The sequence below is a fragment of the Planotetraspora kaengkrachanensis genome, from assembly GCF_016862895.1.
GTDB classification, from domain to species: domain Bacteria; phylum Actinomycetota; class Actinomycetes; order Streptosporangiales; family Streptosporangiaceae; genus Planotetraspora; species Planotetraspora kaengkrachanensis.
Genome location: NZ_BONV01000001.1, coordinates 1 through 23,180, shown reverse-complemented (window position 1 = coordinate 23,180; position 23,180 = coordinate 1). Strand labels below are relative to the sequence as shown.

At 69.9% G+C, this 23,180-nt stretch carries 22 protein-coding genes, 1 tRNA gene and 1 pseudogene; 9 read left to right on the top strand and 15 right to left on the bottom strand.

Translation table 11 applies throughout. The annotated features are described in order from the left end of the window. Positions 1-11 precede the first annotated feature (11 nt). Positions 12-1,067, top strand: a complete 1,056-nt coding sequence (locus Pka01_RS00120) for a PucR family transcriptional regulator (protein ID WP_239114592.1) — start codon at positions 12-14, stop codon at positions 1,065-1,067. Positions 1,068-1,166: 99 nt separating this feature from the next. Here the strand turns inward: Pka01_RS00120 and budA are convergent, their stop codons facing one another. The 6 genes from budA to Pka01_RS00090 form a co-directional block, all read right to left on the bottom strand. Continuing rightward, the gene (gene budA, locus Pka01_RS00115) at positions 1,167-2,030 is read right to left on the bottom strand and encodes an acetolactate decarboxylase (RefSeq protein WP_239114591.1); all 864 of its coding nucleotides are present in this window, start codon (positions 2,028-2,030) and stop codon (positions 1,167-1,169) included. Positions 2,031-2,040: 10 nt separating this feature from the next. Next, positions 2,041-3,771: an acetolactate synthase AlsS gene (gene alsS, locus Pka01_RS00110; RefSeq protein ID WP_203880442.1), complete on the bottom strand. Its 1,731-nt coding sequence runs from the start codon at positions 3,769-3,771 to the stop codon at positions 2,041-2,043. A gap of 71 nt (positions 3,772-3,842) precedes the next feature. Beyond that, positions 3,843-4,892 (bottom strand): glycosyltransferase, encoded by a 1,050-nt coding sequence (locus Pka01_RS00105; RefSeq protein ID WP_203880441.1) that lies wholly within the window; start codon positions 4,890-4,892, stop codon positions 3,843-3,845. Between the two features lie 112 nt (positions 4,893-5,004). Further along, on the bottom strand, positions 5,005-5,931 hold the full coding sequence (locus tag Pka01_RS00100) for an anti-sigma factor RsbA family regulatory protein (RefSeq protein ID WP_203880440.1): 927 nt from the start codon (positions 5,929-5,931) through the stop codon (positions 5,005-5,007). Then, positions 5,931-6,740, bottom strand: a complete 810-nt coding sequence (locus tag Pka01_RS00095; RefSeq protein WP_239114670.1) for an MEDS and STAS domain-containing protein — start codon at positions 6,738-6,740, stop codon at positions 5,931-5,933. Before Pka01_RS00095 ends, Pka01_RS00100 begins: the two co-directional genes overlap by 1 nt. Positions 6,741-6,780: 40 nt before the next feature. Then, on the bottom strand, positions 6,781-8,586 hold the full coding sequence (locus Pka01_RS00090) for a SpoIIE family protein phosphatase (protein WP_239114590.1): 1,806 nt from the start codon (positions 8,584-8,586) through the stop codon (positions 6,781-6,783). A 98-nt stretch (positions 8,587-8,684) separates the two neighbouring features. On the opposite strand from Pka01_RS00090, the gene Pka01_RS00085 reads away from it, so the two are divergent. Further along, positions 8,685-9,392 (top strand): GAF and ANTAR domain-containing protein, encoded by a 708-nt coding sequence (locus Pka01_RS00085; RefSeq protein WP_203880438.1) that lies wholly within the window; start codon positions 8,685-8,687, stop codon positions 9,390-9,392. Positions 9,393-9,462: 70 nt separating this feature from the next. Here the strand turns inward: Pka01_RS00085 and Pka01_RS00080 are convergent, their stop codons facing one another. Next, on the bottom strand, positions 9,463-9,831 hold the full coding sequence (locus Pka01_RS00080) for an STAS domain-containing protein (protein WP_239114589.1): 369 nt from the start codon (positions 9,829-9,831) through the stop codon (positions 9,463-9,465). A 188-nt stretch (positions 9,832-10,019) separates the two neighbouring features. Here Pka01_RS00080 and Pka01_RS00075 point away from each other — a divergent pair, with 188 nt between their 5' ends. The 3 genes from Pka01_RS00075 (at position 10,020) to Pka01_RS00065 (ending at position 12,672) form a co-directional block, all read left to right on the top strand. Beyond that, the gene (locus Pka01_RS00075) at positions 10,020-10,799 is read left to right on the top strand and encodes a SigB/SigF/SigG family RNA polymerase sigma factor (RefSeq protein ID WP_203880436.1); all 780 of its coding nucleotides are present in this window, start codon (positions 10,020-10,022) and stop codon (positions 10,797-10,799) included. Positions 10,800-10,932: 133 nt separating this feature from the next. Further along, a complete protein-coding gene (locus Pka01_RS00070) occupies positions 10,933-11,346 on the top strand; it encodes an ATP-binding protein (protein ID WP_239114588.1) in 414 nt (137 codons plus the stop codon). Between the two features lie 27 nt (positions 11,347-11,373). Continuing rightward, positions 11,374-12,672 carry an NAD(P)/FAD-dependent oxidoreductase gene (locus tag Pka01_RS00065; protein WP_203880434.1) on the top strand — a complete coding sequence of 433 codons (1,299 nt, stop codon included), beginning with the start codon at positions 11,374-11,376 and terminating at the stop codon, positions 12,670-12,672. Positions 12,673-12,760: 88 nt separating this feature from the next. Here Pka01_RS00065 and Pka01_RS00060 read toward each other — a convergent pair whose 3' ends face one another. From Pka01_RS00060 to Pka01_RS00050, 3 genes are read right to left on the bottom strand one after another with little or no spacing between them, the layout of a single operon-like run. After that, a complete protein-coding gene (locus tag Pka01_RS00060) occupies positions 12,761-12,949 on the bottom strand; it encodes a hypothetical protein (RefSeq protein ID WP_203880433.1) in 189 nt (62 codons plus the stop codon). A 7-nt stretch (positions 12,950-12,956) separates the two neighbouring features. Further along, positions 12,957-13,784 carry a hypothetical protein gene (locus Pka01_RS00055; RefSeq protein WP_203880432.1) on the bottom strand — a complete coding sequence of 276 codons (828 nt, stop codon included), beginning with the start codon at positions 13,782-13,784 and terminating at the stop codon, positions 12,957-12,959. Next, the gene (locus tag Pka01_RS00050) at positions 13,784-14,377 is read right to left on the bottom strand and encodes a hypothetical protein (protein ID WP_203880431.1); all 594 of its coding nucleotides are present in this window, start codon (positions 14,375-14,377) and stop codon (positions 13,784-13,786) included. Before Pka01_RS00050 ends, Pka01_RS00055 begins: the two co-directional genes overlap by 1 nt. Positions 14,378-14,497: 120 nt before the next feature. Between Pka01_RS00050 and Pka01_RS00045 the strand changes: the two genes are divergently transcribed. Continuing rightward, positions 14,498-14,845, top strand: coding sequence for a DUF6458 family protein (locus Pka01_RS00045; protein WP_203880430.1), 348 nt, complete (start codon positions 14,498-14,500; stop codon positions 14,843-14,845). On the opposite strand, the gene Pka01_RS00040 is transcribed toward Pka01_RS00045, so the two are convergent. Together Pka01_RS00040 and Pka01_RS00035 are read right to left on the bottom strand one after the other, a co-directional pair. Continuing rightward, the gene (locus Pka01_RS00040) at positions 14,842-16,281 is read right to left on the bottom strand and encodes a sigma-70 family RNA polymerase sigma factor (RefSeq protein WP_203880429.1); all 1,440 of its coding nucleotides are present in this window, start codon (positions 16,279-16,281) and stop codon (positions 14,842-14,844) included. The two genes, Pka01_RS00045 and Pka01_RS00040, sit on opposite strands and share 4 nt — an antisense overlap. Before the next feature lie 89 nt (positions 16,282-16,370). Further along, complete coding sequence (locus Pka01_RS00035; RefSeq protein WP_203880428.1) at positions 16,371-16,826, bottom strand: helix-turn-helix domain-containing protein; 456 nt, start codon at positions 16,824-16,826, stop codon at positions 16,371-16,373. A gap of 85 nt (positions 16,827-16,911) precedes the next feature. Here Pka01_RS00035 and Pka01_RS00030 point away from each other — a divergent pair. The 3 genes from Pka01_RS00030 to Pka01_RS00020 all read left to right on the top strand — a co-directional run bounded on the left by Pka01_RS00030 (position 16,912) and on the right by Pka01_RS00020 (position 21,237). Further along, positions 16,912-16,985 (top strand) — tRNA-Pro (locus Pka01_RS00030). 898 nt (positions 16,986-17,883) lie between these two features. Further along, the gene (locus tag Pka01_RS00025; RefSeq protein ID WP_203880427.1) at positions 17,884-19,251 is read left to right on the top strand and encodes a dynamin family protein; all 1,368 of its coding nucleotides are present in this window, start codon (positions 17,884-17,886) and stop codon (positions 19,249-19,251) included. Between the two features lie 63 nt (positions 19,252-19,314). After that, the gene (locus Pka01_RS00020; protein ID WP_203880426.1) at positions 19,315-21,237 is read left to right on the top strand and encodes a dynamin family protein; all 1,923 of its coding nucleotides are present in this window, start codon (positions 19,315-19,317) and stop codon (positions 21,235-21,237) included. A 12-nt stretch (positions 21,238-21,249) separates the two neighbouring features. Here the strand turns inward: Pka01_RS00020 and Pka01_RS41475 are convergent, their stop codons facing one another. The 3 genes and pseudogenes from Pka01_RS41475 to Pka01_RS00005 all read right to left on the bottom strand — a co-directional run. Continuing rightward, entirely contained in the window at positions 21,250-21,750 is a 501-nt protein-coding gene (locus Pka01_RS41475; protein ID WP_203880893.1) for a transposase, read from the bottom strand. Positions 21,751-21,841: 91 nt separating this feature from the next. Then, positions 21,842-22,942 carry an Hsp70 family protein gene (locus tag Pka01_RS00010; protein ID WP_203880425.1) on the bottom strand — a complete coding sequence of 367 codons (1,101 nt, stop codon included), beginning with the start codon at positions 22,940-22,942 and terminating at the stop codon, positions 21,842-21,844. Beyond that, positions 22,935-23,180, bottom strand: a pseudogene (locus Pka01_RS00005) (hypothetical protein); the annotation flags it as partial. The gene Pka01_RS00010 and the pseudogene Pka01_RS00005, both read right to left, overlap by 8 nt.

Sequence of the window (23,180 nt, the reverse complement as noted above, 5' to 3'; positions counted from 1 at the left end):
ACAATGGACCCATGCAAGACATCGCCGATGAGATCGCCCGGATCCTCGACGCGTCGGTGACCCTGGAGGACCGCTCGTTCAACCTTCTGGCCTACGGCGCGCAGAGCGGGGACATCGACACGGTCCGCCAGGAGTCGATCCTGCGCCGGCGCGCCACCGACCAGGTCCGCGCGCACTTCGAGGCGTACGGCATCGCCACCGCGGCGGGGCCGGTCCGGATCCCCGGCCTTCCCGGCATGCTCGGCCGGGTCTGTGTGCCGCTGCGGCACGGCGGGGTGAACTACGGATACCTGTGGCTGCTCGACTCGGGAGCCCTGACCGACGAGCGGCTGGCCTCGGTCGCGCCGCTCGTGGACCGCGCCGCCGCGCTCCTCGCCCACGAGGCCCGGGGCAGGCGGGCCAGGCTCAGGGACTTCTTCTCCGCCGACTCCGCCACCCGGGCCGCCGCGGGAGTGGAGACGGAGGGGCCGGTGGCGGCGATAGCCGTACGGACCTCGCCCGACCGGACGGCGGCGCTGTGGACCCTCCCGCGCGGCGTGCTCACCGAGGCGGCTCCGGACGAGGCGCTCCTCGCGGTGCTCGCGCCGGCGTCGCAGGCCGGCGAGGTCGCCCGGCGGCTCCAGGAGATGTACGGCACCGCCGCCGGGGTCGGTGGCGTCCGGGACGACGCGGAGGAGGCGTGGGAGAGCTGGCGGGAGGCCGTCGTCGCGCTGCGGGTGGCCGAGCATGTGGAGCGGCACTCACCCGTCGCGACCTGGGACGATCTGGGGGTCTACCGCCTGCTGGCGAGGCTCGCCCACCGGGAGCTCGCCGAGCTGGCGACCGAGTCCGCGGCTCTGGCGACGGCAGGGGGGCAGCTGGCAGGGACGGTCGAGGAGTACCTGGACAGGTCCGGCCACGCGGCGGAGACCGCCGAGCGGCTCGGCGTGCACCGCCAGACGCTCTACTACCGGCTCCGCAAGGCCGAGCGGCTCACGGGCCTGGCACTCGACGACGGTGAGGACCGACTGCTCCTCCATCTGTCCCTCAAGGCGGCGGCCCTCGTGGGCGCCCCCCGAACTCCGTAGCCCCCAGAACCCCGGAGCCCCCAGAACCCCGTAGTCCTCGTGGACCCCGTGGCTCTCATGGGCGCGCCCGAACAAGCAGCCCTGGGGCGGCGGGTGTGGTCAGCCCCCCTCGGAACGGCGGATCTGGGCGGCCACGTCCGTGGGGGACAGGTTCGCGGCGAGGAACGCGTCCGTCGTCGGCAGGCTCAGGTGCAGGTCGGCCGAGCTGCTGACCTCGATCGTCCCGTGCGCCAGCTCGCAGTCGAGCAGATGGCCGCCGTGGGCGTGCTCGTCGTCGATGAAGTGCAGGTGATGGCCGGCCACGGAGATCCCCTGCTCGTAGTCCGGCGTGCGGAATCCGGCCAGGGTGCCCGTGAGGCCGGTGGATTCGGTCACGGGCTCGTGCGCGGTGGCCTCCGTCAGCGGTGGATAGGGCGGCTTCTGTGCCATCACGGTGCGCGTGCGCACCTTGGCGAAGACGCCGCTGATCCGGATGGCGTGGATCAGGTTCGTGCTCGTGACGGATTCGTCGATCAGCGCGACGAGGTCTCCTCTCGTGGCCGGCGCGCCGACGCGCACGATGACGTCCGGGACGAACCGGGTGACCACGGCGAACGGCGTGCGGTCCGCCGGGGCCGCGACCCCGGCGGTGCCGTCGGCGCGCAGGTGGTAGCAGACGCCGTCGAGGATGACCATCTCGCCGTCGAGGTGGTTGAACGTCCCCAGGCCGAAGTCGCCGTGGGTCAGCAGGTCGGCGATGGTGACGTCGCCGTCGTAGACGCCGTCGAGCAGCGCGCTCATCGTCGAGGTCTGGTAGACCGTGCGCGCGAGATCGGCGTCCTGGTGCACGCCGTGTTCGCCGTGGTGGTGGGACAGCAGGGTCCTCGCCCAGCGCAGGAAACGGTCCCGCGCCGGATCGGCCGCCCGGCCGCGCGGCCGGTCCCGGGGTTCCGGCGGCCGACGGTCCGCCTGGTCGCCCGTCACGGCTCCTCCCTCACTCGAACAGGTCGCCGGGCAGCTGGGCGAACAGGTCGGTGTTGTGGCTGGAGTCCACCGGGACATCGATGATGGACGGCCCCGGCTCGGCGAGGGACCGTCGCAGCGCCGCGGCCAGCGACGGCTCGGAGTCGGCCCGGTGACCGTGCGCGCCGAACGACGCGGCGTAGCGCACGATGTCGTAGTCGCCCAGGTCGACTCCGGACGTACGGCCATATTTCAGCATCTGTTGGAAGGCGACCATGTTGTAGCTGTTGTCACGCATGATGACGTGGGTGAACGTCGCGCCGACGCGGACCGCCGTCTCCAGCTCCATGGAGGAGAAGAGGAACCCGCCGTCGCCGGAGATCGACACGACGTGCGTCCGGGGCCGCAGCAGGCTCGCCGCGATCGCCCAGGGCAGCGCCACGCCCAGGGTCTGCTGGCCGTTGGAGAACAGCAGATGCCGCGGCTCGTACACGCGCAGATGACGGGCCACGTAGATGTAGTGCGAGCCGCCGTCGCAGGCGATCGTCGCGTCGTCGGCCAGGTGCTCGCGCAGCGTCAGAATGACGCGGACGGGGTTGAGCCCCTGCCGGCCGTGCGGGGCGGCCCGGGCGGTCTCGTCGATCTCGGCGAGCGTACGGCGCAGCCTGCCGGCCTCGGCGGCGGCCTCGGCGTCCGGGGCCGGCCCGGCCAGGGGCCGCACGAGCGCGAAGACGGTCGCGGCCACGTCTCCGCGCAACTCCAGAGCGGGCCTGTAGTGATTGTCGATCTGCGCGGGGACCGAGTCGATGTGCACGATCGTGTGCGAGGCCCCCGCGCCCGCCGCCTCGGACTCTTCCGTGCCCGGGGCCGGGTTCCAGAGCCCGGGGTCGTATTCCACCGGGTCGTAACCGATCGTGACCACCACGTCGGCGTGCGCGATCGCCACGTCGCCGGGCTGGTTGCGGAACAACCCCACCCGGCCCAGATAGTGGTCCTCCAGGGCCCGGGAGACGACACTGGCGGCCTGGAAGGTCTCGACGACGGGAAGGCCGGTCTCCGCCAGCAGGGCCCTGACGGCCGCGCAGGCCTCCACGTCGGCTCCCCGGACGCCCACCAGCAGCACCGGGCGCCGTGCCGCACGGATGAGGCCGGCCGCCCGTGCGATCTCCTCCGCCGGGGCGGGGCCGAGCCGCGGCACCGGCAGCGGCTCGGTGATGCTCGCGAGGGTCGGGGCGGCCATCACGTCGGCGGGGAGGATCACGCCGGCCGCGCCCCGCGGTTCGGTGGCGGCGATCCTGAACGCGTTGGCCACCGCCTCGGGCACGTTGTCCGGATCGTTGACCTCGCCGGCCGACTTGGTGACGACGCCGAGCAGCGCCGCCGCGTCCATGGACTGGTGGGTGCGCTTGAGCCGCTGCTCCCTCGGCGCCGCGCCGCACAGGGCGACCACCGGGTCGCCTTCGGTGTTGGCCGTGAGCAGGCCGGTCACCAGATTGCTCGTCCCCGGGCCCGAGGTGACCAGGACGGTGCCCGGCCTGCCGGTCAACCGGCCCACCGCGGCGGCCATGAACGCCGCGTTCTGCTCGTGCCGGCAGACCACCAGCTCCGGGCCCCCGTCGACCAGGACGTCGTAGACCTGGTCGACCTTCGCCCCCGGCACGCCGAAGATGTACGGCACGCCGTGGGCCTGGACCGTCTCGATGACCCGTTGCGCACCGCGGGCGGGCCCCGCCGTGCGGGTGTCCATGTGCGTGGTGGCCATGTGGCGGGCCCCCTTTTCGTACGGCTGTCCTTCGTACGGCCGGCCGGGGGAGGCCGGGTGCCGGGCCGGAGCTAGGCGCAGGTCCGTTCGTAGACCCGCAGCAGCTCCATGCTGATCCGCTCGACCGAGTACCGCGAGCGCGCCCGGTCGGAGGCCGCGTAGCCGATCGCCGTCCGCAGGGTCGGGTCGCCCAGCAGCTGGCGGATCCGGCCCGCCACCTCGGCCGGGTGGTCCGGGCGGATCAGGAAGCCGGTCACGCCGTCGACGACCGAGTCGAGGTGGGCGCCGGCGGCGGAGGCGATCACCGGAATCCCGCAGGCCATGGCCTCGAGGGCAGCCGTGCCCGTGGGCACGGTCGACGGCAGCGAGAGGATCAGGTCGGCGCTGCGCATGAGCTTCGGCATCGCGGTGTGCGGAACCACGCCCAGCAACTCCACCCGGTCGGCCACGCCGGACTCGCGGGCGAGGACGCGCAGGCTTTCGACGCTGGGGTCGTCGCCCCCCGCGATCACAAGCTCGGCGTCCGGGACGGCGGCCAGCGCGTGGACCGCGCTGTCGGCCCCGCAGTGCCCGACGTGGAGCAGGCGCGGCCTGTTCCCGCGCGGGAACGCCGGGCCCTGGCGGCGGAATCGCTGCGTGTCGACCCCGTGGGGCACGACGGAGATGTTGCGCCGGGGGACACCCATCCGGATGAGCTCCGACTCCTCGTCCGCGCACGCGGCGATGACGGCGCGAGCACGCCGGCCGATCGCGCACTCCAGCCGGCGCACGGTCGCGGGCGTCCCGCTGCCGCCGGGGCCGTGGAACGTCTGGGTGACAGGAACGCCGAGCCCTTCTGAGCCCGCGATGGCGGCGAGCCCGCTGGACCAGGAGTGGGCGTGGATGATGTCGGGGCGGCTCTTGCTCCACCGCCGCCGCAGCCCGTTGCTGAAATCGGAGATGTAGGGAAGCAGGTCGCTCTCGGAGAGCTCCACATCGGGCCCGGCCGGTACGTGCTCCACCCCGGCGCCCTTCGCCCTGGACCGCGTGTAGACCGTGACCCGGTGGCCGCGTGCCAGTTCGCGGGCGATGGCGGGGGTGTCGAGAGTGAGCTCGTGAGCGGAAACGATCGCGATATCCATGGCACACCTCAAGGCAGAAAGGCGCTTGAAAAGGTGTGCCTGCGTCTTAGGCACGATCTATGTAAGCGTGTTTACCATAGCCCGGATCGAGCTAAACGCCTAATCGGGAAAATCATCCCGTCTGCAGCCGGGGCCCCGCCGCCTGGAGCCTGATCGTGGAGCCCGCGGCGTCGGCCCGGACGTCCACGTGGTCACAGATCTGCCTGGCCAGCCAGAGCCCGTCCTCGGACCGTTCGATGGGACCGGGCGGCCGGAATCCGGCGAGCGGGTCGGAGACCGCCTTGCCGGGCCGGCGCAGGTCGCAGATCAGCGCCCCGAAGCCCGCCCACACGCCGGCCGTCAGCGGCATGCCGAGATAGCGGGCGGCCTCGTGGGCCGCGACGGCCAGCATCGAGGCGTGTTCTCCGGCGAGGCCCCGGCGATACGCCTCATCGGTCACGAACCGGCGCACGTCGTTGATCTCGTCGATGGGGGCGCTCGTCGCGTCCGGCGGCGGCGCGGGCAGCGGCGCGGCGTCGCACCCGCCGATGAAGTCGAGGGGGTCGGCGTAGGAGCCGGAAGGCCGTCCCGTCCTGCCGTCGGCGCACACCGACGGGTGGGTGCGCAGCGCGTCCTCCGCGATGCCCGCGCCGACCGACCGCAGGTCATAGGGGCAGATCATCCAGATCCCCGTGTCGTCGAGCAGGAGGTTGAGACCCGACTCCATCCGCTTCCAGGCCAGCACGTCGCGCGCCGATCTGCCCTGCCAGACGGGCTCGGCGAGGATCCGGACCCGCCGGTGACGGCTGTTGCGCCGCCAGTACCGCGTGAACGCCGTGGCGCGCTGGGCCGTCCTGCGGCCGTAGTAGGCGGTCTCCGCGTGGTCGACCTGCGCGGCGTCGCCGCCCAGGGCCTCGCCGAGCAGTTCGAGGTTGCCCGACGTCGTGGTCACCAGGACGGGCTCGCCGTCGGCCAGGCCGTCCCGCACGAACGGCACGGCCATCTCGAGGAACTCCTGGTCCGAGCCGTACAGGCACGCCTGATGAATCATGGGCTCCATCAGGCGTCCCCTCCTCGCACGCGCAGCCCGGGCGCCCGGTCCCAGCCGATCAGGCCGATCAGCTGCACGACGTGCTCCGGGACATGGTTCAGCACGAGGGACCTGCCCCCGGTCAGGGCCGTCGCCGTGTCCACCAGGACTCTGAGGCCGGACAGGTCGATGAACGAGATCCGGCCCATGTCCACGTGCACGTCGCCGCTCTCCCGCAGAACGGCCGCCGACAACGCTCTGGCCAGCTCGTCGACTCCGTTGGCGTCGATCTCGCCGTCCAGTTCGAGCCCCGGCGGCCGGGCGCTGCGGCGGATCCGCAGCAGGGCGCCGTCGAACTCCAGATCCACGTCTGCTCCACTGTGCAGGCGTTGCAGTTCCGACAGGGTGACGGGCGGGAACACCCTCCGGTCATATTGGCAGATCCCCATCGCGAGACCGGAGTCGAACACGGCCTGGACCTTGGTCTCGAAGGCCGTGAGGCTGTCGGTTCCCTCGCGTACGGCCCAGCTCATCTCGCCGGTGAAGCGCAGAGCGCGGTAACCCTCGGCGCGGGCCCGGTGCGCGGCCTCGGTGAGTTCGGCGACCATCACGTCGGGGTCGGGTGTGCCCAGCTCGCGCACCTCCAGCCGCCCGCCGTGCCCGTCGGGGTCGATTCCCCAGCCGCGCAGCAGGCCGACGGCCACGGCGGGATGCGTGACGTCGGTGACGTACAGCACCTTGTCCCGGCCGGCGAGCCCATCGGAGATGAACGGCGCCAGCACTGGCTCGAGTTCGGCCTCGTCGGAGAAGGCCACCGACCGGTGCTCTCCTGGTCCCATGCGCACGTCGGACCTCCTCAGTCCCGGCCGGCTCGGTGGATCACCGTGACTTCCTGAGCACGAGCAAGGTGATCTCGTCGATGACGTGGCTTCCGCAGAACGCCTGGTGATCATCTTCGAGGGCCTTGACCACCGTGCCGGGCGGCTGGCCCACGCAGCGGGCGAGGACCTCGGTGAGGCGCCCCTCCCCGTAGACGGCGCCCTCGTCGCTCTGAGAGCCCACCAGGCCGTCCGAGTAGAGCACCAGGGTCTCGCCGGCCGACAGGGTCAGCTGCTCCGTGGCGGCCTCTGCGCCCTCCTCGAAGCCGAGCGGGACCCCGCCGCCCTCGGAGAACCTGACCTGGCCGTCGGTCTGGAGCAAAGCCGCGGGGTGGTGCCCGGCCGAGGCCAGCCGTACCTTGCGGCCGCGTACGAACCCGGCGGCGGCCATGACGAACAGGCCGGTGTTCTGCTGGACGAGCGCGTCGTTGACCTTGCGCAGGGCGTGGGCGGGGTCGTCCTCCCACACGCTGAGCACGCGCATGCCGTTGCGGACCATCGCGGTGACGGCGGCCGCCTCCTCACCCTTGCCGACCGCGCTGCCGATGACGAAGCCCCAGCCGTTCTTGACGGGGAACACGTCGTAGAACTCGCCGCCGATCGCGTGCAGGCCCGACCCCGGGTGGTAGACAGCGGCCGTCTCGAAGCCGGGCAGGTCCGGCAGATTCCGCGGGAGCACGCCCGTCTGCAGGGTGTCCGCGGCGAGCGACCTGCGCTGGAAGCTGCGCTGGGCCCGCATGGCGAGGCCGAGGTGGAGGCCGATCTCCTCCAGCAGCCCGAGGTCGGCCAGTCCGAACGGGGGCCGGTCGCGCAGGCGCACGAGCGTGAGTACGCCGCCGACCTGGTCCTCGGTCGTGATCGGCACGCTCAGCAGGGAGCCGGCCTCCATCGCCTCGAGCACGCCGTCGCCGAGCAGCGTGTCGTCGGCCAGCATCTCGTTCACGATCCCGCTCTGGGTGGTCAGGACCTGGGTGACGATCGGCACGGCGGCCGGATCCATCCCCTCGAGATCCCGCTGGAGCCGGCCGGGCGGCTGGTCGGCGGGGCCGACGACGGCGGCCCGGTGCAGGCGGCCGTCCCTGATGACGTCGGCGATCACCCAGTCGGCCGTCTCGGCCGCGAACAGGCGGGCGGCCCGGATGAGCGCGACCGGCTCGCGCAGGCTCTCCTCGTCGAGCAGCAGCCGGGTCAGGTGGGACAGCAGTTCGTGACGGCGAGCGGCGGCCATGATCACCGGGTCGCTCGGCTCGGCGGTCGAATCCGGGGTCTCGGGTAGCTGGACCTCGGTGGGCAGGACGACCGCGGCGATCATCTCCTGCGGCTCGCCGGGCATGCGGAGCGCGCTGAGGACCAGCCTGACCGTGTGCGTCCGGCCCTGGTGGGCCAGGCGGGTCTGGAAGGCGGCGCTCTCCTCGCCGCGCAGTACGGAGGTCAGGCGGGAGCGGAAGGCCGCGCGGCCTGAGACGTCGATGAGCAGCGGGAAGGCCCGGCCGATGAGGTAGCCGGCGGGGCTGCCGAGCAGCCGGGTGGTCTCGTTGTTGATGCGGCGCACCGTCGCGCCCGTGTCCATGATGATCACAGGTACGGGCAGTGCCCGGAAGATCTGGCGGAGCAGCTTCTGCTCGCGCTGGTTGCCGCCGTCCTTGCGCCTGCGGCTCCTGGCCAGCTCGCCCAGCGCGTCCCTGAGCAGTTCCTCGGCGTTCTCCAGCTCGCGCAGCGCCGCGCCGGACCCGGGGTCGTCCCGGAGCGTGGCGATGCGGTCGGCGAGCCCGCTGAGCGAGCGCTCGAGCTCGGCGATGTCGGCCAACGCTGCCCCCTCTCTAGAGATTAGACGCTACGCCAGACAGCCGATCTAATCGATGCAGCCTGGATTAACACCGGAACTATGGGAATGGTCTTTCTACCATGGAGACATCGTCCATCCTCGCCCGTGATCTCGCCGCTCTCGGCCGCGTGACGGAGGGCGCGTCGGCGGAGAGCGTCCTTCGCGGAATCACCGAGGCCATCGCCCGTGGGGTGCCCGGATGCGCCGGCGGAACGGCCGAGCTGTGGATGGAGGGGCGGGTCATGCTCGCCGCCTCGCACAGCGAGCTGATCACCTTGACGGACCGGGAGAGCGAGCTGCGGGAGGGCCCGTCGAGAGAGGCGCTGACCTCGGGACGGCCGGTCATCGTCGCGGACGTCATGCGCGACCCCCGCTGGCCCCGCTACGCGGCGACGGCCGTACGGCACGGCATCCGGTCGGTGCTGATCCTGCCGATCGAGGTCGAGAACGCCGTCGTCATCATCGGCCTGTACGGCGTCCGGACCGGCGCGCACGCCGACGAGGAGGCGCTGATGTCCCTGCTCAAGGAGCAGGTGACGGTGGCGCTCGCCAACGTGTGGGAGTTCGACGACGTCCTCACCGGAGCCGCCCAGATGCAGGAGGCGCTCGCGGGACGCTCGGTCATCGACCAGGCCAAGGGCATCATCATGTCGAAGAGCGGCTGCTCGGCGGAGGCGGCGTTCGACGAGCTCAGAAGGGTGTCCCAGCACCACCAGGTCAAGGTCGCCGACCTGGCGAGGCTGCTGGTCACCGAGCACCAGCAAAAGCACGGGGGAGCCACGCCCTGACCGCCGCCGGGACCATGCACCCGAGACCCCGCGCGACGGGGTCAGGGGCGCGGAGGCCGGCGGCGCGGAGTCAGGGGCGGGGCTCGGCGGCGAAGGCCGCGAGGGCCTCGTCGAGGGTGTCGAAGAGGGGCAGCCGCTGGGACAGCCCCGTCACCCACATGACCTTGGAGCTCGGATACTGCACCGCCACGAGGGCGAAGTTGCCGCCGGCGGCCGTCGACCGCTGCCAGTGGTGGACGATGAGGCCGAGCGCCCGGGAGTCCATGAAGGTGACGCCGCCCAGGTCGAGGATCAGGTCCGGGCCGTGGTCCTCGGCCTCGGTGTCCAGGCGGTCGGCGAACTGGTCGCGTGTCGTGGCATCGAGAATGCCGTCGACGTGGACCACCACGATCGTGCCGGCCATGGTGGATCGCAGGGACAACAGACCGTTGTTGGACACGTCACACCTCCTCGAGCGCAACATTACTGGTGCCGAAGGGGTGGTGAAACTCCCGAATTTCGGGCAATATACTGCGTCAGAGGTCCAGCAGAGGGCCTCGTCTCGAAACTGTAGCGAGGCGCGCCTTCTGCACGGATGACTTCCGCGCCGGCGTAGCCCTCGCAAGACATACGAGGGGATATACGCAGATGGCTGCCGATATCCGAGTAGCGACCATCAGCGAACCGACCGCTGAGGAGCTCCTCATAGAGCTGACTCGCGACGACGTGTCCGAGCAGCGGCGGGAGCGCCTCCGAGAGATCATCGTCGAGATGCACCGCCCGATGGCGAGGGACATCGCCCGCAGATACCTGAACCGCGGCGAGCCGCTGGAGGACCTCCTCCAGGCCGCGTACGTGGGGCTCATGAAGGCGATCAACGGCTTCGACCCCGACCTCGGGCACAGCTTCCGGGGCTACGCCATGGTGACCATGACGGGTGAGGTCAAGCGGCACTTCCGCGACCGCACCTGGGCCGTCCGGGTCCCCCGCCTCTACCAGGAGCGGCGCTCGGAGCTGAACCGGCACGTCGCCGACATGACCCAGCAGCTCGGGCGGTTCCCCACGGTCGCCGAGCTCGCCGAGAAGATGGGCATCTCCGAGGAGGACATGCTGCTGACCATGGACGCTTCCGCGGCCTACAGCACCCTCTCCCTCGACGCGCCGATGGGCGGGGACGGCGACTCCGCCGCGCTGGGCGACGTCATCCCCGAGCAGGACGACGCCCTGTCCGCGTTCGTGGACAGAGAGGCCGTCATGCCCCTCATCGACCACCTCCCCGAGCGTGACAAGAACATCCTCCTGCTGCGCTTCTACGGCAACATGACCCAGGCCGAGATCGCGGCGGAGTTCGACATATCCCAGATGCACGTCTCGCGGATCCTCCGCAAGACGCTCGACCAGCTGCGTTCCGAGCTCGTCGCGGGCTGACTGTGACCCCGCGAGGAACGGGCGGACCCGGGATATCGTCGCCGACGCGGCGATATCCCGGGGTATCTTCGTCCGTATGCCAGGGCTCACCAGGTCGTACGGTCGAGTCAGGTCCGGTGGGAGGCGGTACCGGGTGAACGAAGACGGCGTTCCTCCGTCCGTCGCGCAGACGGCCAAAGAGCTCACGTTCTCCTTGGCCGACCTGCCCGACGTCCGGGAGTTCGCCGCTGCCCAGGCGCAGGACCGCGGAATGGCCCCGGACGCCGTCGGCGACTTCCTCGTGGCCCTCAACGAAGTGGCCACCAACGCGGTGACCCACGGCTCGTCCAAGGCGCGGCTGCGGCTGTGGACGGACGGCTCGTCGCTCATGGTCGACGTCCACGACGACGGCCGTCTGTGGCATCCGGAGGGCCGGCCCGGTCTCACGGCGCCCCCAGAGAACGCGACCAGCGGGATGGGGCTCTGGGTCGCTCGGATGCTGAGCCATGAAATTGTTGTCCGTACCGGGGTAAACGGGACGACCGTTTCGATGCGTTTCCTGGTCTAGCGGCTGCGTAGCGGGTACGGGACCCGCATGGCTGTCCCGAGGATTCTGATCGTCGGCGGCGGATACGTCGGCATGTACACGGCGTTGCGCCTTCAACGCAGGCTCAGGCACGGCGAGGCCCACGTCACGGTGGCGGACCTCGACTCCTACATGACCTACCAGCCCTTCCTGCCCGAGGCGGCCGCGGGGAACATCGAGCCCCGGCACGTCGTCGTCCCGCTCCGGCGGGTCCTGCGCTCGTGCGAGATCCTCAGCGGGAGCATCGAGTCGATCAGCCTGGCGGACCGCACGGCGCGGTTCCAGCCGCACGAGGGCCCGCCCGTCACGCTCGGATACGACTACGTGGTCGTCGCCCCCGGCTCGATCGCCCGGCTGCTGCCCATCCCCGGGCTCGCCGACCACGGCATCGGCTTCAAGACCGTCGAAGAGGCCATCCACCTGCGCAACCACGTCCTCGGCAAGCTCGATCTCGCGGCGTCGACGCCGGACGAGCGGGTACGGCGGCGCGCGCTCACCTTCGTCTTCGTCGGCGGCGGCTACGCCGGGGTCGAGGCGCTCGGCGAGCTGGAGGACATGGCCGCGGACGCCTCGCGGTACTTCGAGGGGATCAGCAGAGGGGACATGCGCTGGATCCTCGTCGAGGCCACCGACCGGATCCTGCCCGAGGTCGGCGAGGACATGGCCCGCTGGACGGTGCAGGAACTGCGCAGGCGCGGCATCGAGGTCCGGACGCGGACCCTGCTCACGTCCGCGGAGAACGGCCACATCGTGCTGGACGACGGTCAGGAGTTCGACGCCGAGACCCTCGTCTGGACGGCCGGGGTCAAGCCGAACCCGGTCGTCGCGGCCGGAGACCTGCCCCTCGACGAGAAGGGCCGGGTCAAGGCCACCGCCTACCTGCGGATCAAGGGCACCGACTTCGCCTTCACCGCCGGCGACGCCGCCGCCGTGCCCGACCTCACCAGGCCGGGCATGTTCTGCCCGCCCAACGCCCAGCACGCCGTACGGCAGGGGCGCCGGCTCGCCGACAACCTGCTGGCGACCATCAGAGGCCAGACCTGCACGCCGTACCGGCACAAGAACGCGGGCTCGGTGGCGAGCCTCGGGCTCTACCAGGGCGTGGCGCAGGTCTACGGCCGGCAGATGCGCGGGTTCCCCGCGTGGGCCATGCACCGGACGTACCACCTGATGAGAATGCCCACCTTCAACAAGAAGTCGCGCATCCTGATGGACTGGACCCTCGGGCTGCTCTTCCCCCGGGAGATCGTCTCGCTCGGCGCGCTCCAGCGGCCGCACGAGGAGTTCAAGTTCGCGGCCCGGACCTGAGGCCTGTCGCCGGGAACCGAATGTGCCGCGTGACCCGGGGTCACGCGGCACATTCGGTTCCCGTGGGGGTGCGTCAGCGTCGTGCGGCTCAGCGGCGGGCGCGGCGCCAGTTGCCGCGGTAGGAGCCCACGCTGGCCGTTCCGATGCCGGCCTGGTGCAGGGCCAGCAGGCACAGTCCAAGGGCGATCAGCGCGGTGAGGCCGATGCCGATGTTGGCGTTGAGGAGGTCGAGGAGGAAGGCGATGGCGAAGACGATCGCCGCGACGATGGCCAGCATGGTTGTCTCACTTTCCGGTCAGTTGGGCGAGGAGGGCGTGATATTCGCGCAGGGCCAGACGCAGCGCCTCCGTGTCGGCCTGATCGCTGTTCTTCCACTTGTCGAGCAACGACTGACGGCGGCCGGTGAACACGGCCACGGCCGCCTCGACCAGCCCATCGGCCTGTTCCACCGAGCCGCGGGGGTCGTCGACGAAGCCGGCCTTGATCTCGCGCCAGCTGCGCTCGAAGTCGACGTCGTCCACCGGCTCGGTCTCGTCGCCGGCGCCGCGTTCCCTGGCAGCGGGACCCGCCACGAGGACGTCGGAGTCGTCGGCCACGGGGGGCGTGCCCCCGTCGCCGGACCGGACGGGCTCGGGCGCCAGGACGTCGTCGGTCTCCGAGGTCTCCCGGGAGTCCGCGTTCTCTGAGCCGTGCCGGTCCAGTGGGTCGTCATCGTCCGGGTCCGCGGTGCCGGCATGGCCGGTGTCCGTCAGGCCGGTGTCCGCTCGGCCGGTGTCCGCTCGGCCGGTGTCCGCGGCGACCGGTACGGCGTCGCCGTACACGGTGTCGCCGTACACGGTGTCGCGGGTCTCACCGGAGTCCGGGGGAACGTCGCCGGTGCCGGTGCCTGTGTCGGTGGCACCGGAGCCGAGCACGTGGACCCGCCGGGTCTCGTCCGCCGTCGGGTCATCCGCCCCTTCGGGGGAGTACACGGGGCCGGGGCCGTCGTGCTCGTCACGCCGCTCGTCCGCGAGCGCCGCCTCCTTCCGTGCCTCCTCCTCGAGGGGGTCGGAAGGCTCGGGAACCGGCCGCTCCGGCGTGCCGTACCGGCTTTCGTAAGGGTTGCTCTGCATCACAGGTCAGCCTCCTCGGCGTTGGAGCGTGCGGCGTGACGGCCGTTCGTGGGGATATCGGCGGAGTCCGCGAGCAGCTCCTGGAAGAGCGCGCGGTAGTGGACCATCGCCTGGCGGAGCTCCTCGGTTGAGGCTTCCTGCCGGGCGGCGCGGCTGCTGATGTCGTGCGCCGATCGGTAGTGGTCGAGCGTGGACGCGTGCTGGACCGACAGGTCGCTCAGCCGCTGCTCGAACTCGTCGGTCGGATATCCGCGGTCGGCCATGACGGAGGTGACCAGGGCGTCCGCCTCGGTGACGGCGAAGCCGGGCGCGTCGACGAAGCGCTCCTGGACCTCTGTCCACTTCTCGTCGTAGGACTGCCGGGTCGCGGGGTCGAGCGGCCTGATGTCGAGCGTGGCGTGGCGCTCCTCGCGGGCGATCAGGTCCTGCTCGGCGTCCTTGCGGCTCTCGCTCTCCTCGAGAGTCCTGTCATATTCCGGTCCGAATCGGTTCCGCAGGTGGCGACGGCGGCTCTGGCCGGAAACGAGGTAGCCGGCCACCAGGATCACGACCACCGCGACTACGACGACGGCCACCCATGCAATGGCGGACATATCTGCCTCCAGGGTGATTGTGCGTTGTTCGTTCGCACTGCCCTGGAAAGTCGCCTTCACGCATTGCGTAATGCGGGATTTGGGGGGTAGAGGCACCGATTACCGTCTGAGGAGGTAATCATGGGCTTCGGAGCCAGTCTCGCTTTCCTCGCGATCGGCGCGGTGCTGGCCTTCGCCGTGAAATGGGACGTCCCTGGAATCGACCTGCAGATGATCGGCTGGATTCTCATGGCCGTCGGCGCGGTCGGCGCGCTGCTCACCGGCCTCTACACGCGCCGTCCCCACGCGGAGGACACCGTCGAGACCATCGAACCCGACGTGATGTACACCGTGGACCCGCCGGCCCAGCCGCATGTCGTACCGGAGCCGGTGCGCGAGACCCAGGTCGAGCCGACGGTGCGGCCGAGCGAGCGACACGTGTACGTCGAGGAGCAGTCGACGACCCCCATCAAGCGCGAGGGCGTTTAATCCGCAGTGAGGCCGACCCGGCGCATTTCGATGGTGCCGGGTCCGGAGAGCGTCACTCCGAACAAAAGCAAAACGGCGTCGTCGGGTATTCGGGCCTTCACGTTGAGCGGCCGCCATTCGTCGCCGGGCGCGATGACGGCCATGTGCTGATGGTCCTCGGCTCCTCGTGACCGGTCTGGGTCGACGACCCGCAGGTAGAGCGCGGCCTCGCTGCCGGCGTCGTGGCTGGTGTGCCGTGTGTATCGGACCTCGGCGGTCAGCCGTACGCGGGAGCCCTGACGGGACCCGGCGACCACGGCCTGGCGCAGATCCGCGAAGCCGAGCGGGCGGTCGACCGCCGACGCCAGCCACGCCACGCCGTCGCGCGCGCCGCACGTGTAGTCGCGCCAGTGGGCGCCGCTCGGGTCGTGGAGGAAGCCTCCCCGCAGGTCCCAGAAGCGCAGGCCGTCGGAGAAGTCGAGGTTGCGCGGCTCCTCGACACGTTCCCCGCGGCGGAGGGCGGCCGACGCGGCAGGCACCCCCGCGTGGCGGACGGCCTCCTCCGCGGCCTGCTCGACGGTCATGGACCCGGTGAGCGGGACGAGACCGTCGTCGGGCACGAGGATCGGGCATCTCTGGCGGTGGGCGAGAGCCAGCCCTTCCGCCGCCCGTACGTCGAGGACCTGGTCGCCCGACGGGACCCGCAGGCGCAGGCGGGCTTCGCCGCCGGACGTCAGCTCGACCGCCTCGAGGGCGGCGCCCGTGCTGGTGAGGATGTGGCCCGCCAGCCGGGTGGATCTGCCGAGCATCTCCGGGGCCTCCAGCCAGAGCGGCAGGACGCGTTCGCCCGGTTCGTCGTGGAGCATCAGCAGCAGCCGCGGAGCGGCAGGGACGATCATGGCGATGCGGACGGGAATCATGGACGTCCTCCTCGGAGATCGGGGGAATTCACCGGCAAGCGTTTCCCGGAGCCGACGGCGGCCGCGATACAGGCGCACCTTGACGGCAGAGGGCGAGAGGTCGAGGGCCCGGGCCACCTGGTCCACGCTGAGATCGTCGTAGTAGAAGAGCAGGACGACCTCACGGCTCCCCGCAGGGAGATCGCGGACGGCGTCGCGGACCAGCCAGCGGGCCTCGATCGCCTCGAACGGATCGACCGCGTCGCCGTCGGCGTACGGGTCGAGCGGGGATTCGCGCGGCAGGCTCCACCGGCGGCTGAGGTTGAGCAGGATCCCGTGGAGCCAGCTGCCGAATCGGTCGCCGTCGTTGAGGCTGGGGAGCGACGTCCAGGCCTGGAGGAAGCCCTCCTGGACGAGGTCGTCGGCGGCGTCCGGACCGCGGGCGAGGTGCCCGGCGAGGCCGCGGGCCATCGGCCGGTGGCGGCGGACCAACTCGTGGAAGGCCTCGGCGTCGCCGGTCGCGGCGCGGGCGACGAGCTCGCCGTCGGATGGGTTCACATCTCAGTAGTGGCGTCGGGCGGCGGAAAGGTTACGCGACGGCTCGTCGTCTTGGCCGATCTTGTAAGGGGGCTTGTCGTGGGATGGGCTCATTCGGCGCGGTTTTCGCGGGGGAGGCCCTCGGCGGCAGGGTGGACGGCCTGCCGCGCTTCCGAGAGGACTGCGGCGATGTGCGAGGACCCGTGGACGGGGACCTCCAGGAAGCCCTGGTCGGGGTCGTAGGCGATGTCGAGATCGTTGTCGACCAGGCGCGTGGCCCAGCGGAGGGCGGTGTTGAGCTTCTCCTTGGGGATCGTCCGGCCCTGGATGACGGCGGACAGGTTGCGAAGGTTGGTGGCCGGTCCGCTCTGGCTGTGCTCACGGCTCAGTTTCCAGGGCAGCGCCCGGCTGTGGTCGGTCATCGGCTTGGACAGGCCCGCGGCACGCTTCGCCTGCAAAATGCCGGAATCGGTCACCCCGAAGTGCGCGGCGAGCTGAGCATTCGACCAGCCCTCCGCGGCCAGGCGGCGGAGCTCGTCTTGATCGATGCGAGGTTTCCTACCCATGATCCAAAGCCTAGGTGTGGCGGGGTAAGCCTGTACGCACGTGCCCTCAAACTGCGCTAAGGTTGGTGAAGCCCGAACGGGCAAGCGGGACGTAGCGCAGCTTGGTAGCGCACTTGACTGGGGGTCAAGGGGTCGCAGGTTCAAATCCTGTCGTCCCGACTCTGTTTCGGCAGGTCGGAGCCGTGATCGCGAGTAAGCGATCACGGCTTTTCCGCTTCTCGTTGCTTATTTGTTGCTCGGACGAGACGTCAGTTGCCGACAGTTGCCTGCCCGACGTTGCCGCAGGTTGTCGTGTGCTCCGGCCAGGCGCCGAGGCTCTCGCCGCGAGTGTTCAAATGAATTGGGCTCGTTAGGAATCTACAACGTAAAGGCGCTGGCTCCGGCACAGGGATCAGGCCGGGTGGTTGGGGATCTTGCGGCCGTCAGAGCTTCAACCTGGCAGTGTTGAGGGTCTCTTGAATGGTCCTTAGCTAGCGCGGTGATCTGTGGTGCTGGCATGCATTCCGATATCGCCGGCAGGCCGCGTTGAAAGGAAGAGCCCGAATCTACGTTGCATGGGGCGGGGTCGGACTGACGCGGCAGGCGCGGCCATGCCCACGGCCAGAGTGGGGATGTGACAGCGTCGGTGGCGAATCGCACGAGGCGTCCCTCAGGGTCGTAGCCCTGGCCGCCCACCGAACTCGGCAGGACCCGCTGCCAAGGGGTTATGCCGGATCGTGACCATGTCTCACTCATGACAGGCGTATTCCATGTGAGCCGCGCTCCCGGGTGGCGGCGGCAAATGGGCTGATCGGCCGCGACAGTGATTGACCTACACGGTGGACGAGGGTCGCGAATGTTCCCTGCGGTCGGTGCGCGACGACCCGCGAGACGACCTTGAAGACCTAGGCGATGGAAGGAACAATCCGTGCCGGGCGAGCCGTCCCCCTGAGACGAGCGGCCCGAGGAGGCTGGTGTGGAGGAAGTGACATATGGCTTGTGCCATCGTGTCCGCAGCATGTGCGCGGAGGCGTTGACGGCACTCCGGCCGGGCCCGTTCGCGGATGCGGTCGGTGCTGTGGCAGAACGGCTCGCCGGCGACACCCTCGTGGTCGCCGTCGGGGGACGGCTGAATGCCGGAAAGTCGACGCTGGTGAACGCCCTGCTCGGTCAGCGCCTCGCGCCCACCGGCGGAACTGAGACGACCTTGGTCTCCGCGTGGTTCAGGAGCTACCACATGAACCGCGTATGGGTGCATTTCAACGATGGCCGCTCTCCCGCATCGATCCCGTCTCGCGTGGGTGGCGGCGTTCCGCAGTCGCTGCAGTACGACCACTCCGAGGTCAGCCACCTCGTCGTCGAAGCGGCCAACAAATCGATCGACCGAGCCTTCGCCCTGATGGATACGCCAGGCAGGGATGCCGTGAGCGCACTTGACGACTACTCGATGGCATCAATCCGCAAGGCCGACGCGCTCATCCTCGCCATGCCCCAGCCGGGCGAGGGCGACGCAGCTGCGCTCAGGGAGTTCCAGGAGACGATGCGCGGGTCGCGCCTGTCGGCGGCGAACGTGCTGGGCGTGCTCACCAGGATCGACCAGATTTCCGAGGACACCGACCTGGAGGAGGTGCGGAGAGAGGCGGACAAGGTCGCGGGCCGTTCCGCCGACCGGATGACCGGTCTGGTGGCCGAGGTGATCCCAGTCGCCACGAAGCTGGCGGAGACCGCCCGCTGTGAGCGGCTGACCGAGCAGCACCTTTACGCGCTGGGCATCCTCGCCGCCGCAGACCGCGACACGCTCGAGGACATGCTCTTCGATCACGAGGATTTCCTGTCGGTGGCCCCGGACACCGTCCCGGTCGACCCCGGTATGCGGAAGGAACTGCTCGATCTGCTCGCCATCTACGGAATCCGCCAGGCGGTCGACGCCATCGACGGTGGCGCGCGGGACCTGTCGGCGCTCCGCGACGCGCTGTGTGAGAGATCGGGCATCAACCGGTTGCTGGAGCGTGTTCAGCAACGGCTCGTCACGGGCGCTGACGCGCTGCGCGCCGACGCCGCCATGGCCGCGCTTCGGACGGCGGCTGAGCTCGCCGGTGCGGCGGAGCAAGAGGTCGCGGGTCGCCTGCGTGGCCTGTTGCGGGAGCTCGGGCGGCACCCCGCCATGCGCCGGGTGGAGCTGGCGGAGGCCGCCCAGGCGCAGGCGGCCGGAATGTTACCGCTGCCCGACCAGAACTCCGGTCAGCTGCACATGCTGATGGCCGGTGTGACGGACGCCCAGCGCGTCGGGCTGCCTGAGGACGCTTCGCCGGAGGAACTGCGGAGGAGGATCGGCGAACTCGTCGACGAATGGAAGATGCTGGAGGCTTCGCTTCCGCGAAGGGCCAGGCTGCACGCCACAGTGGTACGCGAGATGTTCGAGGCACTTTACTTCTCCCTCTTGTAAGGAACATCCCTCCCCGGCGCGTCCTCTAAGGGCTGATCAGCGGCAGAAGGAGAAATAGTTCAGATGTCTCGGCATCCACTCGCAGACGAGGTCATCTTGGCGGTGGCGGCTGTCGCCGACACGGCCCGGCAAGTGGGAGACACCGACAGCGCGACGATTCTCGCTCAGGAATGCAGCCTGGCGCTGATGCCAGGTTCAACGGTCGTGGTGGTCGGCGAGAAGAACCGAGGGAAGAGTTCGCTGATCAACGCCCTGGTGGGGCGCCGACAGCTCCTGCCCATCGATACGGACGTCTCCACTCGGGTACACGTCGCGGTGTCCTATGCCGACGAGGACCAGGCCGTTGTGTACGGCAGCGCCTTTGAGGACGGCAAGAAAGAGATCAAGTCGGCCGAGCTACCGGAGTACGTCGACGAGACCGCCGCGGTTGACCCGAAGACGGGGGTGGACCGGCATCCGGACGTGGAGCGGGTCGAGCTGGGCGTAGCGTCGTCGCTGCTGTCTGAAGGGCTGGTGCTGGTTGACACGCCCGGCGTGGGCGGGCTCATCGCCGGGCACAGCGACATCACGCTTGCCACACTCAACCGTGCCGACGCGCTGCTCTTCGTGGTGAACGGCGCCGGCGAGCTGCACGCATCGGAACTCGCGTTCCTGGACCGCGCGACCGAGCGCATTCAGACGGTCCTGTTCGTTCTGACCGGGATCGACAAAGCTCACGACGGGTGGCGTGCCGCGCTCGAGGAGAACCACCGCCTGCTGCGCGTGCGCGGGTCGCGGTTTGCGACGGCGCCGTGGTACGCGGTGAGCAGCCGCTACAAGCAGGAGGCCGACCGAGCCGCAGAGCAGGGCCGGGAGGCACGTGCGGCGGACCTGATGGAGCGCAGCGGGTTCGCGCCGCTGCTGGCCGAGCTGCGTGACAACGTGGTGCTGCGCATCACGTCGGATCGGCTGAAGGCGGTGCTCGGCACCGCCGACACCGTCATCACCACGCTCGACCAGCAACTGGAGATGCGCCTGCGCTCGCTGGAGCTCGACTCCGGGTTGGCCGCCTCGGTGCGTGCACGCCAGGCCGAGCTAGCCGAGCTACGGGGCAAAGGCGCCAAGTGGCGAACAGAACTGAGCGCCGGTTTCCGCCGGCTGGAGTCGACGCTCCGGCGCGAACTGGACGAGGGGCTTCGGCGGCTCGGCGACCAGGCCCGGCAGGCGATCGACTCAGGTGGCCGGGAAGCATTCAAAGAGGTGCCGCGCAGCCTGGAAGACGGGATCCGCGGCCTCGTCCTCGACCTGCAGAACACCGTCCACTCGGGTATCGAGGAGCTCGTCGGAAAGCTCGGAGACGGCTTTGGCGTCCACGGTGTCCACGTCCCGCGGGTGGGGATCTTGCTTGACCAGTGGAATAAGGCAGTGCGCCAGGAGGCAGGTCTCGGCGAGCCCATCGACTGGCCTGGGCCGGTCGACGGAGCCGCCCGAGGAATTCTGTCGGTGGAACAGATCAGGGAGAAGCTCATCGAAATCGGCTCCGCCGTCGGTGATGTCAGCAGCGTCGCCGTCGGCCTCCTCAAACGCGCTGGCGACGGGTTTCTGAAGCTGTCCAAGTACGGCAAGCTCAGCGTCGGACTGAGCGTCGTCGTCGCCGTCGGCGCGGGGGCCGCGGTGTGGGCCTTCGGCCGGGACGCCAAGACGAAAGAGGAACTGCGCCGGCTGACCGACGACAAGCTGCGCCGGGCCCGTGAGGCGCTGCCTCCCGCGCTCCAGGAGATATTGCGAGAGGTTGTTGCGGAGGTGGAGGCGGCCATCATGGAACGGATCTCCGTCCGGCAGGCCGAGTTGGAGGAAGCGCTGGCGAGATCCGAGCGCGACCGCGAGATCGCTGAAATCGAACGCGAGGCACCGCGTGCAGAGGTCATCGCACAGCGGGAACGCCTCGCCCGTCGTCGCACTGAGCTCGGCGACCTTCTTCGCCGGCTCAGCACGGACGGGGTGTGACGCGATGAGCGCTTAGACCGCCGCCATCGACTTCGGCACCTCCTTCACCGGTTGGGCCCGGTCGGTGGGCACGGTGAAACATTCCGGGCTCGGGGGCCGTCCAATATGTGAACTCATCGGCTGCCGTCCATCAAGAGGCTCGCGGTGGACTATTTGTCGGACGACTATCACTACGACAGCGTCGGGGCCGGGATCGGCCCGAATGTCGGGTACCCGCCGCCGTGCCGGCGTACCAACCGGTCGAGTACCACGTTGACCGGAGTGGACTTCCCGGCGTTCAGCCGCGCTCGGTTGTGCCGTCTTTTTGCCATTTGGCGAAGTAGTCGTAGACCGTCTTGTAGTGCGGGAAGTCGTGGGCAGGCACTCCCAGGCGATTCCGGTTCGGTTCACGTACAAGATTGCGTTGACGATTTCGTGCAGCGCATGGATGGGTGGGCTGATGCCCAGGTCGGTATGGGCGGTCCGCCAGGCGGTAGTGATCGGTTCGATCAGCGCCCAGCGGGCGTCAGACAGGTCGGTGCGATACGGGCGACGGTGGGATGCCGCCGACGCCTACCAAGCCGACCCGTGCAAGTGTGGGACTTTGGCGAGAGATCTTTCCCGTCTACCCGAACAGCGTTCGGACCAGACGCCCTATCAGGGATTCCATCCGCGGTTGCATAAGGGCGCCGTGGGCGACGACGGCTTTGGGGTCGCCGGCCAGGTCGGGTGCGCGGTTGAGGAGTTGGCTGAGCAGGTCGCTGACGAGGGGGATGCGGCTGGAGCCGCCGGTGAGGTAGACCGCTGCGAGTTCGTCGATGGCCAGGCCTGCACCGGTCACCACGTCCTGGAAGGTGGTGATGGTCGCGCGCAGGTCGTCGCTGATGGCGGTTTCGAACTCCGCACGTGTGATGCTGATCGGCAGGTTTCCGGCCATGACCTTGCAGATGGTGGTTTCGGATAGCAGTTCCTTGGCCTCAATGATGTCCCGGTGCAGGATCGCCCGGTCGCGGGTGGCTCGTTCGGTGGTGCCGAGGGCGAGTTCCTCCCACGTGCTGGGGTCGCGCGTCATGGCGTGGTCGGCGATCAGTTCGTAGAGGGCCTCGTCGAAGTCTTCGCCGCCGATGTGGTCGCCGCCGCCTTGGGCGACGACGTCGAAGCCGGTGGCCGTACGGCGGAGCACGGCGACGTCGAAGGTTCCGCCGCCGAGGTCGTAGACGGCGACGGGGGCCCCGGCTGGAATGTCCTCACTCTGGGCGTAGAAGGCGGCGGCGGCGACCGGTTCGGGAACGAATTGCACCGGAGCCAGTTTCGCCCGTTTGGCGGCTTCGCCGAGGGTGGCGATTTGCTGGCCGTCCCAGGCGGCGGGGTGGGTGAGTACGACCTGTTCGGGCGGCGCGTCACCTGCCCTCCGGGATGCCTCGACGGCCATCCTGGACAGGACGGCGGCGACCAAGTCTTCCGCCTCCACCGGCGTACCGCCGAGCAGCATCGGCGCCCCCTGGGCGAGGGCGCGTTTGGGGGTCCGGGCGACGTTCGCCGCTGAGACGGCTGCTTCGCTGGTGGCAAGCCGCCCGGTCAGCAGGTCGCCGTTCTCATCGCGGTACACCAAGGACGGCAGGCATCTACTGCCGTCGACCTCAAGAACCTCGGCCTGGTCATCAACCATGATTGTCGCGCAGGTATAACACGTACCGAAGTCAATCGCCAACGACCAGTCACTCATGTGCCTCAAGCTCCCAACTTGGCTGCATGGCCGCTATGACCAGAACCGCCAATCCGCGACCACCGTTACCCACCTTCGGTGGCGCGCCATAGCCGGACGATGTTATCGCCGCCGGTGTGGCGAGGGTGGTTCCGTCAGGGCTGAAGGCCGCGCCCCAGACCCAGGCTCTATGGCCCTTGAACGTGGCGAGCTGCTGGGGACGGTTGGGGCTGCGGACGTCCCACAACCGGACCGGCTT

Bases quoted from the DNA above. Each gene is read 5' to 3' on its own strand.
- Pka01_RS00120 (WP_239114592.1), top strand. From the start codon at position 12: ATGCAAGACATCGCCGATGAGATCGCCCGGATCCTCGACGCGTCGGTG.
- alsS (WP_203880442.1), bottom strand. From the start codon at position 3,771: ATGGCCACCACGCACATGGACACCCGCACGGCGGGGCCCGCCCGCGGT.
- Pka01_RS00105 (WP_203880441.1), bottom strand. From the start codon at position 4,892: ATGGATATCGCGATCGTTTCCGCTCACGAGCTCACTCTCGACACCCCC.
- Pka01_RS00100 (WP_203880440.1), bottom strand. From the start codon at position 5,931: ATGGAGCCCATGATTCATCAGGCGTGCCTGTACGGCTCGGACCAGGAG.
- Pka01_RS00095 (WP_239114670.1), bottom strand. From the start codon at position 6,740: ATGGGACCAGGAGAGCACCGGTCGGTGGCCTTCTCCGACGAGGCCGAA.
- Pka01_RS00085 (WP_203880438.1), top strand. From the start codon at position 8,685: ATGGAGACATCGTCCATCCTCGCCCGTGATCTCGCCGCTCTCGGCCGC.
- Pka01_RS00075 (WP_203880436.1), top strand. From the start codon at position 10,020: ATGGCTGCCGATATCCGAGTAGCGACCATCAGCGAACCGACCGCTGAG.
- Pka01_RS00065 (WP_203880434.1), top strand. From the start codon at position 11,374: ATGGCTGTCCCGAGGATTCTGATCGTCGGCGGCGGATACGTCGGCATG.
- Pka01_RS00060 (WP_203880433.1), bottom strand. From the start codon at position 12,949: ATGCTGGCCATCGTCGCGGCGATCGTCTTCGCCATCGCCTTCCTCCTC.
- Pka01_RS00055 (WP_203880432.1), bottom strand. From the start codon at position 13,784: ATGCAGAGCAACCCTTACGAAAGCCGGTACGGCACGCCGGAGCGGCCG.
- Pka01_RS00050 (WP_203880431.1), bottom strand. From the start codon at position 14,377: ATGTCCGCCATTGCATGGGTGGCCGTCGTCGTAGTCGCGGTGGTCGTG.
- Pka01_RS00045 (WP_203880430.1), top strand. From the start codon at position 14,498: ATGGGCTTCGGAGCCAGTCTCGCTTTCCTCGCGATCGGCGCGGTGCTG.
- Pka01_RS00035 (WP_203880428.1), bottom strand. From the start codon at position 16,826: ATGGGTAGGAAACCTCGCATCGATCAAGACGAGCTCCGCCGCCTGGCC.
- Pka01_RS00020 (WP_203880426.1), top strand. From the start codon at position 19,315: ATGTCTCGGCATCCACTCGCAGACGAGGTCATCTTGGCGGTGGCGGCT.
- Pka01_RS00010 (WP_203880425.1), bottom strand. From the start codon at position 22,942: ATGAGTGACTGGTCGTTGGCGATTGACTTCGGTACGTGTTATACCTGC.